The organism is Blastococcus sp. SYSU DS0617, assembly GCF_054051075.1.
Genome location: NZ_JBJHAO010000001.1, coordinates 234,757 through 247,016 on the forward strand (window position 1 = coordinate 234,757; position 12,260 = coordinate 247,016).

The window sequence follows — 12,260 nt, forward strand, 5'->3', positions numbered from 1 at the left end:
GCCCCGGCCGGTGGACAGGGGCGAAAACTTCAAGCCCGTAGTGTTTCTGGCCGATCGAGTCCGGGCACGGACGCGATCATGATCGCGGAGTGCACCGTCGTCGTGCCCACGATCGGGCGGCCCTCGCTCGACGTGCTCCTCGACGCACTCGCGGCGGCCCCGGGCCCCCGCCCGGCCGAGCTGATCCTGGTCGACGACCGCCCGACCGGGGCGCCGCTGGACCCCGAGCGCCCCGGGCTCCCGCCGGTCCGCGTCGTGCGCACCGGCGGCGGCGGTCCGGCCCGCGCCCGGAACCTGGGCTGGCGCAGCGCCCGGACGCCCTGGATCGCCTTCCTCGACGACGACGTGGTGCCCGACGCCGACTGGTACGAGCGGCTGGCCGCTGATCTCACCGACCTCCCCGCCGACGTCGCCGGCAGCCAGGGGCGGGTGCGCGTGCCGCTGCCGGAGCACCGGCGGCCCACCGACTGGGAGAGGGGCACCGCCGGGCTGGCCACCTCCAGCTGGATCACCGCCGACCTCGCCTACCGCCGCGCCGCGCTGTCCGCGGTCGGCGGCTTCGACGAGCGCTTCCCGCGCGCCTTCCGCGAGGACTCCGACCTGGCCCTGCGGGTCATGGACACCGGCGCGCGCCTGGTCCGCGGCGACCGCTGGATCACCCACCCCGTGCGGCCCACCGACCGCTGGGTGAGCGTCCGCGTCCAGGCCGGCAACGCCGACGACGTCCTCATGCGGCGGCTGCACGGACCCGACTGGCGGGAGCGGGCCGACGCCGCGCTGGGCCGCCGTCCGCAGCACACCGCCGTCACCGCCGCAGTACTCGCCGCGCTCGGGTTCGCGGCCGCCCGCCGCCCGCGGGCGGCCGCCCTCGCCGCCGCCGGCTGGCTGGCGGGGACCGCCGAGTTCGCCTGGGCCCGCATCGCACCCGGCCCGCGCGACCGCGCCGAGGTCACCACCATGCTCGCCACCAGTGCGCTCATCCCGCCGCTGGCCACCTGGCACTGGCTGAAGGGCGTCGCCGGCCACCGGCGGGTGCCGCGGTGGAAGGGGCTGCCCGACCTGGTGCTGTTCGACCGCGACGGCACCCTGGTCCGCGACTACCCCTACAACGGCGACCCGGACCTGGTGAAGCCGGTGCCCGGCGCCCGCGAGGCCGTCGACGCGCTGCGCGCCCGCGGGGTGAAGGTGGGCGTCGTCAGCAACCAGTCCGGCGTGGCCCGTGGCCTCATCACCCGCGCGCAGGTCGACGCCTGCATGGCCCGGCTCGAGGAGCTGCTCGGCCCCTTCGACACGCTGCAGGTCTGCCCGCACGGCCCCGACGACGGCTGCGCGTGCCGCAAGCCCGCTCCCGGCATGGTCAAGGCCGCCTGCGCCGAGCTCGACGTCGACCCCGCGCGGTGCGTGGTCATCGGCGACATCTCCGCCGACGTCGACGCCGCGTCCGCCGCCGGCGCCACCGGGATCATGGTGCCGACGCCGGTGACGCGGAAGGCCGAGGTGGCCGCCGCGGCGCACGTCGCGGAGACGCTGACCGCCGCGGTGGACGACGTACTGGGCGGCCGGTGGTGACCGCCCGGACGGTGCTCGTGGCCCGGCTGGACAACGCCGGGGACGTCCTGCTGCAGGGCCCGCTGGTGCGGGCCGTCGCGCACGGTGCCGACCGCGTCGTGTTCCTCGCCGGCCCGGCGGGTGCCGCGGCCGCCGAGCTGCTGCCGGGCGTCGACGAGGTGTGGACGTGGGCCTGCCCGTGGATCCTCGGCGACGCCCCGCCCGTGGACGCCGATGACCTCGCCGCCCTCACCGAGCGCGTGCGGTCGCTCGCGCCCGACGAGGCGGTGATCTCCACGTCGTTCCACCAGTCGCCGCTGCCCCTGGCCCTGGTGCTCCGGACGGCCGGCGTCCCGCGGATCTCCGCGATCAGCGTCGACTACCCCGGCGCGCTGCTCGACGTCCGCCACCGGGTCGAGGACGACGTGCCTGAGCCGGAACGGGCGCTCTCCCTGGCCCGCGCGGCCGGCTTCGAGCTCCCGCCCGGCGACGACGGCCGGCTGACGCTGCGCCGTCCGCTGCCCGCCGTGGACGTGCCACCGGGCTACGTCGTGCTGCACCCGGGGGCCTCCGTCCCGGCCCGGGCCTGGCCCGCCCAGCGGTGCGCCGAGGCGGTCGAGGCGCTGGCCGACGCCGGCCACCGGGTGCTGGTCACCGGCGGCCCGGGCGAGCGGGAGCTGACCGCGCTCGTCGCAGGCACCCGCGGCGTCGACCTCGGGGGCGCGACCACGCTCGCCGAGATGGCCGCGGTGCTCGACGGCGCCGCTGCGGTCGTCGTCGGCAACACCGGGCCGGCGCACCTCGCCGCCGCCGTGGGGACGCCGGTGGTCTCGCTGTTCGCGCCCGTGGTCCCCGCCGCGCGGTGGGCGCCCTACGGCGTCCCCACCGTCCTGCTGGGTGACCAGGACGCACCCTGTCGCGACACCCGGGCGCGCGAGTGCCCCGTGCCCGGCCATCCCTGCCTGACCTCCGTCACGGCCGCCGACGTCGTCGCCGCCGTCGAGAAGCTGGTGAGCACATGAAGGTCCTCGTCTGGCACGTGCACGGCTCCTGGACGACGGCGTTCGTCCAGGGCAGCCACGAGTACCTGATCCCCGTCGTCGACGGTCCGGACGGGCGGCGCAGTCCCGACGGGCTCGGCCGCGCCCGCACCTGGGACTGGCCGGCGGCCGCCCGCGAGGTGACGCCCGAGCAGCTGCGCGAGGAGCAGCCCGACGTCGTGGTCCTGCAGCGCACCCGTGACCTGGAGCTGGTCCGCGAGTGGCTCGGCGCCGAACCCGGACGCGACCTGCCCGCGGTCTTCCTGGAGCACAACGCCCCCGGCCTGGAGCCCGACGACGGCCCGGTGCCGCACACCCGGCACCCCATGGCCGGGCGGACCGACATCCCGATCGCGCACGTCACCCACTTCAACCGGCTGTTCTACGACAACGGCCGGGCGCCGACCACGGTCATCGAGCACGGCATCGTCGACCCCGGCGAGCGCTGGACCGGGGAGCTGGCCCGCGCCGCCGTCGTCGTCAACGAGCCGGTCCGCCGGGGCCGCACCGTCGGCGCCGACCTGCTCCCCGGGCTCGCGCAGGCCGCGCCGGTCGACGTCTTCGGCATGGGCCTGGCCGGCCTGCACGAGCGGTACGGCCTCGACCCGGACCGGGTGGCGCTGTTCGACGACCCGCCGCAGGCCGCCATGCACACCGAGCTCGCCCGCCGCCGGGTGTACGTGCACCCGGTCCGCTGGACGTCCCTGGGCCTGTCGCTGCTGGAGGCCATGCACCTGGGCATGCCCGTCGTCGCCCTGGCCACGACCGAGGTGGTCGAGGCGGTGCCGGCCGAGGCGGGGGTCATCTCCACCCGGCCGGAGCAGCTGTGGGACGCCGTGCGGGAGTTCCTGCACGACGAGGACGCCGCCCGGCTGGCCGGCAAGGCCGCCCGCGCCGCGGCGCTCGAGCGCTACGGGCTGGACCGCTTCCTGCGCGACTGGGATCGCCTTCTCGGAGAGGTGACGCGATGAGGATCGACTTGGTCAGCGAGCACGCCAGCCCGCTCGCCGCCATCGGCGGCGTCGACGCCGGCGGGCAGAACGTCCACGTCGCGGCCCTGGCCGCGGGGCTCGCGCAGCGCGGCCACGACGTCACCGTGCACACCCGTCGCGACGACGACTCGCTGCCCGAGCGGGTCGTCACGCAGGACGGCTACAACGTCGTCCACGTGCCCGCCGGCCCGCCGTGCGAGCTGCCCAAGGACGACCTGCTGCGGCACATGCCCGAGTTCGCCACCAACCTCCGCCGCACGTGGAGCTCCCGGCCACCGGATCTGGTCCACGCGCACTTCTGGATGAGCGGCCTGGCGTCGGTCGCGGCCGCCGGGGACATCCCGGTCCTGCAGACCTTCCACGCCCTCGGCTCGGTCAAGCGCCGCCACCAGGGCGACGCCGACACCTCGCCGCCGAACCGGATCGAGCTGGAGCGCTCGCTGTGCCGCAGCGTCGCCCACGTGGTCGCCACCTGCACCGACGAGGTGTTCGAGCTGCGCCGGCTGGGGCTGACCACCGACCGCGTCTCGATCGTGCCCTGCGGTGTCGACACCGCGGTGTTCACGCCGGACGGCCCGGTGGCCCCACGGTCCGACCGCAAGCGGCTGCTGGTGCTGGGCCGGCTCGTGGAGCGCAAGGGCCAGGACGACGCGGTGCGGGCGCTGCGCGCGGTCCCCGACGCCGAGCTCGTCGTCGTCGGCGGCCCGCGCGCCGATGCGGTCGACGCCGACCCCGAGGTCCGCCGGCTGCGCGCGATCGCCGCCGAGGCCGGGGTGGCCGACCGGCTGGTGTTCGCCGGCTCGGTGGCCCGGGCGGACGTCCCCGCCTGGGTGCGCTCGGCCGACGTCGTCCTCGCGGTGCCCTGGTACGAGCCGTTCGGCATCACGCCCCTGGAGGCCATGGCCTGCGCCCGGCCGGTGGTGGCCACCGCGGTCGGCGGGCTGCAGGACAGCGTGGTCGACGGCGTGACCGGCGACCTCGTCCCGCCGCGCGACCCGGAGCGGCTCGGCGAGGTGCTCGCCGCGCTGCTCGCCGACGACGCGCGCCGGGCCGCCTACGGCGCCGCCGGGGTCCAGCGGGCCCGCGACCGCTACCGGTGGAGCCGCGTCGTGGCCGACACCGACACCGTCTACCGGCAGGTACTCGCCAGCCGCCGTCCCGTGGGAGTCGCCCGATGAGCGCCGGTCCGCACAGCTTCTTCGAGAACGTCGTGGCGGTCGCGCCCGCCGCGGTGCCCGACCCCGCGACGTGCACGCACCTCACCGGCGCGGACCACGTCGCCTCGCTGACCGCCGCGCTGGGGTCGCTGGACGCGCAGCTCGACACGCTCGACAGCTGGGGGCGGCTGCTGGCCGGCGTGCTCACCGGGGAGTCGCGGGGCCGGCTGCTCGCCGCGGGCAACGGAGGAAGCGCCGCCCAGGCGCAGCACCTGACCGCCGAGCTGGTCGGCCGCTACCGCGCCGACCGGCCGCCCTTCTCCGCGATCTGCCTGACCGCCGAGACCTCGTCGCTCACCGCCATCGCCAACGACTACCCGGCCGACGAGCTGTTCGCCCGGCAGGTCGAGGCGCACGGCCGCCCCGGCGACGTGCTGGTGCTGCTGTCCACCTCGGGCCGCTCACCGAACGCCGTCGCCGCCGCCCGCCGCGCCCGCGAGTGCGGGATCACCACGCTGGCGATGACCGGCCCGGCGCCCAACCCGCTGGCCGGCGTCGCCGACGACGCGGTGTGCATCGACTCCCCGTGGACGGCGACGGTGCAGGAGTGCCACCTGGTCGCGCTGCACCTGGTCTGCGCCGCGTTCGACGCCGCCGTGCTGGCCGCGCCCTCGCGCGTGCCGACCGGGCCGACGCTGGGGACCGCCCGGTGAGCCGGCGGTCCGACGCCCGGCCGCTGGTCGTCGTCGGCGACGCGCTGCTCGACGTCGACCTCGTGGGCAGCGCCTCCCGGCTCACCCCCGACGCGCCGGTGCCGGTGGTCGAGGACGTCGAGCGCCGCGAGCGCCCCGGCGGCGCGGCGCTGGCCGCGGTCATCGCCGCCGCCGCGACGTCCCGCGAGGTCGTCCTGGTGGCGCCCCTGGACTCCGACGACGGCGCGGCCCGGCTGCGCGAGCTGCTCGACGGGCGGGTGCGGCTGATCGCGATCCCGGCCGGCGGCGGCACCGCGGTCAAGCAGCGCATCCGGGTCGGCGACCACTCCGTCGCCCGTCTCGACAGCGGGGCGCCGGTGGCCACGCTGGGCGCGCTGCCCGCCGAGGCGGCCGAGGCGATCCGCACCGCCGCGGCCGTGCTCGTCGCCGACTACGGCCGGGGCACGACGGCGGCCGTCGACGTCCGCGAGGCACTGGCCGGCGCCCGCGGTCCGGTGGTGTGGGACCCGCACCCCCGCGGCGCCGAGCCGGTGCGCGGGGTCCGCCTGGTCACCCCCAACGCGGCCGAGGCGGCACGGGTGGTGCCGGAGGCACCCGGCGACGGCCTGGCGGCGGTCGGCGCCCGCGCCGAGGCGCTCATCGCGCACTGGGGCGTGGGGGCGGTCGCGGTCACCATGGGCGACCGGGGTGCGCTGCTGTCCTACGGCTCGGGCGCGCCCATGGTCGTGCCCGCCGTGCCGGTCACCGGCGGTGACCCGTGCGGCGCCGGGGACTCGTTCGCGGCGGCCGCGGCGCTGGCGCTGGCCGACGGCGCGGTGACGGGAGAGGCGGTGTCGTCGGCGGTGGCCTTCGCCGGCGCGTTCGTCGCCCGCGGCGGGGCGACCGCCTGGGACCGCGAGACCCCGGACGTGGTCGCCGAGCCGGGCGCCGAGGGCGTGATCGCGCGCGTGCGGGCGGCCGGTGGCACCGTCGTCGCCACCGGGGGCTGCTTCGACCTGCTGCACCCCGGGCACGTCGCGACGCTGCGGGCGGCCCGCGGCCTGGGCGACTGCCTGGTCGTGTGCATCAACTCCGACGACTCCGTCCGCCGGCTCAAGGGCCCCTCGCGCCCGCTGAACAGCGCCCCCGACCGCGCGCGCGTGCTCGAGGCGCTGGAGTTCGTCGACGCCGTCGTCGTGTTCGACGAGGACACCCCGTCGGCGGTCCTGGACCGGCTGCGGCCCGACGTGTGGGCCAAGGGCGGCGACTACGCCGGTGCCGACCTGCCCGAGGCGGCGGTCCTGCGTACGTGGGGCGGCCAGGCCGTCGTGCTGCCGTACCTGGACGGGCACTCGACCACGGCACTGGTCGAGCGCTCCCAGGTGTGAGCGCCCCCGCCCCAGGCCCCGATGCAGGCATAGGTACCTCTACCTGCGAATCGGGTGCCCATTCCGTAGGCAGAGGTACCTATGCCTTCCGGGGAGAAGCAGACGCTCCGACGGCGGTCGTGCTGCGGCCGCTCGGGCTGGGTGACCTGCTCACCGGGGTACCGGCGATCCGGGCCGTCCGGGCGGCCGTCCCGGACCACCGGCTGGTCCTGGCGACGACGACGTCGCTGGCGCCCCTCGCCCGCCTGATCGACGCCGTCGACGAGGTGCTCCCCGCCGGTGAGCTCGAACCGCTGGACTGGTCCGGTCCGCCGCCCGAGCTCGCCGTCGACCTGCACGGCAAGGGCCCCGCCTCCCACCGGATCGTGGCCGACCTGCGGCCCGCGCGGCTGCTCACGTTCGACAGCCCCGGCTACCCCGGCCCGCGCTGGTACGCCGACGAGCACGAGGTGGCGCGCTGGTGCCGGCTGGTCGCCGAGGGGCTGGGCGTCGAGGCGGACCCCGACGCGCTGGACCTCGCCGTCCCACCGGTGCCACCTCCGGTGCGCGGCGCCGCCGTCGTCCACCCCGGGGCGGCGTACCCGGGCCGTCGCTGGCCGGCCGACCGGTTCGCCGCCGTCGCCCGGCACCTCGCCGATGCCGGCCACGACGTCCGCATCACCGGTGGCCCGGCCGAGGTCGAGCTGGCGCAGGCCGTGGCCGCGGGCGCGGGGCTCGGGCCGGACGCCGTCCTGGCCGGCCGGACGACGTCGATGGAGCTCGCCGCCGTGGTCGCCGCCGCGCGGGTCGTGGTCTGCGGGGACACCGGGGTGGCGCACCTGGCGACCGCCTACCGCCGTCCCTCGGTGGTGCTGTTCGGGCCGGTGTCGCCCGCGCTGTGGGGACCGCCGGCGCGGACGGGGCCGGAGGGGACGGCGCTGCACGCCGTCCTCTGGCACGGGGACGGCACCGGCGACCCGTGGGGCACCGAGCTCGACCCCGCCCTGGCCCGCATTCCCGTCGACGAGGTCATCGCCGCCCTCCGGGCGGCACCGCGGTCAGGAGCCGTCCCCCGGGGGCGCTGAGCCCACCGTCGTCGCTGCGCGGAACCCTCCGGGCCCCACTCGCGACGAAGCTGCGAAGTACGGCTAGTCGCGCTGGCGGAGGGCGTCGAACAGCACCGTCTGCAGGTCGGTCGGGTCGACGGCGGAGTAGGCCGCACCGCCGGTCGCCTCGGCGATCTGCTCCAGCGCTGAGATGTCGGCGTCCGGTCCCAGCGCCACCCCGATGACCTTGATCGGGCGCGTGGGGTCGGCCTCGGCGGTCAGCGTGCTCAGGAGGGCCTCCATGCTGATGCCGTCCGCGTCGTCCTCGTTCGTCCCGTCGGTCATCACGAGGACGCTGTTCACCGCGCTCGGGTCGTAGTTGGCCCGCGCGGCCCGGACCGCGGCCAGCGTCGTGTCGTAGAGACCGGTCCCACCGGGGGTCAGCCGCTGCGGGAGGGTGGCGGCCTGGGCGTCCAGGATCTCCCGCTGCGTCTGGCCGTCGACCTCGGTGTCCAGCTTCCGGATGGGCACCAGCTCCTGCCAGTCCTGGTCGCCGACCAGCTCGTAGGCGAAGAACCACAGTCCGAGCGCGTACTCACCCGGCACCAGCGAGAGCGTCGTCCGCGCCGCGTCGCGGGCCAGGGTGGCGCGGGTGCCGTTCCCGGCCGGCGCCTCCATCGACGTCGACACGTCCAGCACGGCCAGGATCCGGGACGGTGCGGCCAGGCTCGTCAGCCGGGCGAGCAGGCCACCCACCTCGGCGGGATCCAGCTCCACCGGCTGCGGGGCCTCCTCGCGGATGCCGCTCTCCTCGCCGGCCGCCGGCGGGGGGGCGCCTTCGGCGCCCCGGAAGCCGGCCTCCATGGCCGCGGTCCGCGCCTCGTCGGAGGTCAGTGCCGCGACGACGGCGTCGACGGCCTGCTGCTGCTGGCCGTCGCCCGCCGCGACGCGGAACACCGGGTAGTCCAGCATCGGGGAGCCCTCGGAGGGGTAGACCGCGACGAGGGACGAGTCGGCGGCCGAGGCGTGGGCGGCGTAGACGGTCTGCTCGCTCACGGGCACCAGCGGTGCGTCCTCGGCTCCCTGGCCACCGGCCTCGAGCGCCTCTTCGGAGCTGCCGGAGCGGGCTGCGGACAGCACCACCTCGACGACGCCGTTGTCGGCGTCCTCGTCGCCGCCCAGCGAGGTGCGGAGGGCGGACAGCGCGGCGATCCCCTCGGCGCTGCCGGCGAGGTCGGGCACCGCCACGTCCTGGTCCGTGGTGAGTGCCTGCCCCCACGTGGGCGGCTCGTCGGTCCAGCCCTCGGCGTCGGCAACGGCCTGGCTGGTGGCCAGCACGACGGGGGAGGAACCCAGGGACCCCTCGTCGGTCAGTTCCGTCCCGCCGGCGCGCAGCGCCCACAGCGACGAGTCGGGCACCCACACGTCGGGCAGCGACTCGGGGTCCAGCGCACTCAGCGCGCCGGCGGTCTGCAGCGGCTCCTGCGCCGTGACCTCGGCGGTGATGCAGCCGTCGGCATCCAGCGCCCCGGGTTCGGAGAGGAGCTCCTGGGTCAGCGAGACCAGTTCCGGGGCGACCGTCACGTCGACGGTCGAGCGCGTCGCGCATTCCTCGTCGTCGCCGGCGGTCAGCCACCAGCCCACGCCACCGGCGAGCAGCAGGACGACCACGGCCGCAGCCGCGATCAAAGCGACGGGAAACCGGCGGTCGGTGGCAGTCGGATCAGCGTGGCGGCCCATGCTCGCTCTCTGTCATCACTCGGCAACGGGCGCGGCCCCCCGGTCCGCAGGGACACCCTAGAGGGGAAAGCTGTGTCGCCGGCCGGGACGCCGGACTCAGCCGGCGCGCACCTCCCGGGCGGCGAGCTGTCCGGCGAACCAGGCCACGGTGCGGCGCAGCCCCTCCTCGGAGGGCACCTGCGGCCGCCAGTCCAGCAGTTGCTCGGCGCGGGTGGTGTCGGGACGCCGGACCTTCGGGTCGTCCACGGGCAGGTCGATGAAGTCGATGGGGGAGTCCGACCCGGTGAGCTCCACGATCCACTCGGCCAGCCGCAGCATCGAGAGCTCGTCGGGGTTGCCGATGTTCACCGGCCCGGCGTGCCCGGAGAACGCCATGGCCAGGATGCCGGTCACCGTGTCGTCGACGTAGCAGATCGAGCGGGTCTGGGAGCCGTCGCCGGCGACCGTGAGCGGGCGGCCGGACAGCGCCTGGCCCACGAAGGCGGGGATCGCCCGGCCGTCGTCGGCGCGCATCCGCGGTCCGTAGGTGTTGAAGATGCGGACGATGCCGGTGTCGGTGCCGCGGGAGCTGCGGTACGCCGTCGTCAGTGCCTCGCTGAACCGCTTGGCCTCGTCGTAGACGCCACGCGGGCCGACGGGGTTGACGTTGCCCCAGTACTCCTCGGGCTGCGGGTGCACGAGGGGGTCGCCGTACACCTCCGACGTCGAGGCCAGGACGTAGCGGGCGCCCTTCTCGCGGGCCAGGCCCAGCGTGTGCAGCGTGCCGAGGCTGCCGACCTTCAGCGTCTCGATCGGCATCTTCAGGTAGTCCAGCGGGCTCGCCGGTGAGGCGAAGTGCAGCACCAGGTCGACCGGCCCGGGCACGTGCACGTAGTCGGTGACGTCGCAGCGCACCAGCCGGAAGCCGGGGTGCTCCATGAGGTGCAGGACGTTCTCCGGTGACCCGGTGAGGAAGTTGTCGAGGCAGACCACCTCGACCCCGCGGTCGAGCAGGTGCTCGCAGAGGTGCGAGCCCAGGAAACCGGCGCCGCCGGTCACCACCGCCCGTCGGATGGTCCGTGCTGCTCGCACCGGCTGTGCCATGACTGCTCCCTCGTCCACCGTCGGCGCACGGCGAGGCGCCACCGTCACCGGGCTCCTACCCGGAGGATCGCGGCGTGCACACTTCGGCGTCGAAGTAATTCGCCGGCGGGCTGCGCGGTGCGGGCTCCGGGTCGTGCGCTGCGCGCTGCGGGCGGCGGTCCGGGACAGCGGCGTGCGGGGGCATTCCGCACAGTGGGACGCGGGCGACGATTGGGTCACAAGTCCGTCCGATCGACGCTTCCGCTCCGTGGCCGTGGTCACAATGGGCGCAACGCACAGTCATGGTCCCGACCGGTTGTGCTGTACGTCACGCCCAGAGGAGGAGATCGAGTGCAGGCGTTCGACACCGAGGTCTCGTCCCGTTTGGTCGACCTCGCCCCGCTGCTGCTGGAGCAGCTGGACGCCATGACCGATCGCATGGTGGACGTGCTCTCCCGCACGGAGCCGGCCTACCGCGACTTCATCGCCGACTCCGAGGAGGAGCTGCGCCGCTCGACGCGCGACAACCTCGAGCACGGGCTGCTCGCGCTCGTCGGCGCTCCCGTTCCCGACCGCCCGGCGCTGCACGGCGCCCGCGAGGTGGGCCGCCGCAGGGCCGCGCAGGGCATCCCGCTGGAAGCGGTGCTGCGGGCCTACCGGCTCGGCGGCCAGGTGACCTGGGAGGCGCTGCTCAAGGTCTCCGCCCAGGCCGGTGGCCGGCACGACACGCTCCTGCTGCAGGTCGCCGGCACCGTCTGGCGCACCAACGACGGCGAGTGCGCCGCGCTGGCCGAGGGCTACCGCGACGAGCAGCGCCGGCTGGCCGGCGTCGACGAGGAGACCCGTCGCCGGATGCTCGACGGCCTGCTGGACGGCCGGGGGGACGACCCGGCGTTCGTGCGCACCGCCGCCGATCTGCTGGCCATGTCGCTGGACGGCCGCCTCATGGCCGTCGTCGCGCTGCCCGACGAGAGCGGCGGACCGGGGCTCGACGGCGTGGGCCCCGAACTGCTCCGCCACGGCGTGCGCTCGGTCTGGGGCTCGCGGTCCGGTGCGCAGGTGGGCGTCATCGCGCTGGGCGCGCTGAGCGCCGCGGAGATCCGTGGGCGTCTCCAGGCGCTGACCACCGGCCCGGTCGGGGTCTCCGCGCCCGTCGACGGCGCCGGGGCGGTCAGCTCCGCCTACCGGCTGGCCGAGACGGCGGCGCGGACGCTGCCGCGGGCGACGCGCCGGGTCGTCACGATCGACGAGCGGCTGCCCGAGGCGCTGCTGAGCAACTCCCCGGAGATCAGCTCCCGCCTCGTGGGTCAGACGCTGGGCGGGCTGCTGGCCCTGCCGGCGGACGAGCGCGAGGTGCTGCTGGACACGCTGGCCGCCTTCCTGGCCTCGGACGGTTCGCCCACGCGCGCGGCCGACGAGCTGTACTGCCACCGCAACACGGTCATGCACCGGCTGCGGCGGATCGAGCAGGTCACCGGCCGCAAGGTCGCCGACCCGCGCGCCCGCCTGCAGTGGCAGCTCGCCCTGCTGGGCGCACAGCACGGGCGGCCGGCCCAGCGGTCGGCCTAGCAGCAGGACCCCGCTGCCCCCACGCCTCGCAGGGTCGGCGCGGGCTC

At 76.2% G+C, this 12,260-nt stretch carries 10 protein-coding genes; 8 read left to right on the forward strand and 2 right to left on the reverse strand.

Translation table 11 applies throughout. The features are described from left to right. Window positions 1-78: 78 nt before the first annotated feature. From ACI793_RS01110 to ACI793_RS01140, 7 genes are all read left to right on the forward strand, one after another. Entirely contained in the window at window positions 79-1,569 is a 1,491-nt protein-coding gene (locus ACI793_RS01110) for an HAD-IIIA family hydrolase (RefSeq protein ID WP_456604522.1), read from the forward strand. Next, a complete protein-coding gene (locus ACI793_RS01115; protein ID WP_456604523.1) occupies window positions 1,563-2,570 on the forward strand; it encodes a glycosyltransferase family 9 protein in 1,008 nt (335 codons plus the stop codon). The genes ACI793_RS01110 and ACI793_RS01115 overlap by 7 nt, the downstream gene beginning before the upstream one ends. Further along, entirely contained in the window at window positions 2,567-3,559 is a 993-nt protein-coding gene (locus ACI793_RS01120; protein WP_456604524.1) for a glycosyltransferase, read from the forward strand. The genes ACI793_RS01115 and ACI793_RS01120 overlap by 4 nt, the downstream gene beginning before the upstream one ends. Next, a complete protein-coding gene (locus ACI793_RS01125) occupies window positions 3,556-4,758 on the forward strand; it encodes a glycosyltransferase (RefSeq protein WP_456604525.1) in 1,203 nt (400 codons plus the stop codon). Before ACI793_RS01120 ends, ACI793_RS01125 begins: the two co-directional genes overlap by 4 nt. Then, window positions 4,755-5,450 (forward strand): D-sedoheptulose-7-phosphate isomerase, encoded by a 696-nt coding sequence (locus ACI793_RS01130; RefSeq protein ID WP_456604526.1) that lies wholly within the window; start codon window positions 4,755-4,757, stop codon window positions 5,448-5,450. Before ACI793_RS01125 ends, ACI793_RS01130 begins: the two co-directional genes overlap by 4 nt. Next, the gene (gene rfaE2, locus ACI793_RS01135) at window positions 5,447-6,817 is read left to right on the forward strand and encodes a D-glycero-beta-D-manno-heptose 1-phosphate adenylyltransferase (protein ID WP_456604527.1); all 1,371 of its coding nucleotides are present in this window, start codon (window positions 5,447-5,449) and stop codon (window positions 6,815-6,817) included. The genes ACI793_RS01130 and rfaE2 overlap by 4 nt, the downstream gene beginning before the upstream one ends. A 119-nt stretch (window positions 6,818-6,936) precedes the next feature. After that, the gene (locus ACI793_RS01140; protein WP_456604528.1) at window positions 6,937-7,881 is read left to right on the forward strand and encodes a glycosyltransferase family 9 protein; all 945 of its coding nucleotides are present in this window, start codon (window positions 6,937-6,939) and stop codon (window positions 7,879-7,881) included. A gap of 63 nt (window positions 7,882-7,944) precedes the next feature. Here ACI793_RS01140 and ACI793_RS01145 read toward each other — a convergent pair whose 3' ends face one another. After that, entirely contained in the window at window positions 7,945-9,513 is a 1,569-nt protein-coding gene (locus ACI793_RS01145) for a substrate-binding domain-containing protein (RefSeq protein ID WP_456604529.1), read from the reverse strand. 165 nt (window positions 9,514-9,678) lie between these two features. Beyond that, on the reverse strand, window positions 9,679-10,665 hold the full coding sequence (locus ACI793_RS01150) for a UDP-glucuronic acid decarboxylase family protein (RefSeq protein WP_456604530.1): 987 nt from the start codon (window positions 10,663-10,665) through the stop codon (window positions 9,679-9,681). A 330-nt stretch (window positions 10,666-10,995) separates the two neighbouring features. Between ACI793_RS01150 and ACI793_RS01155 the strand changes: the two genes are divergently transcribed. Further along, window positions 10,996-12,213, forward strand: coding sequence for a PucR family transcriptional regulator (locus ACI793_RS01155; protein ID WP_456604531.1), 1,218 nt, complete (start codon window positions 10,996-10,998; stop codon window positions 12,211-12,213). The last annotated feature ends 47 nt before the right edge of the window (window positions 12,214-12,260 follow it).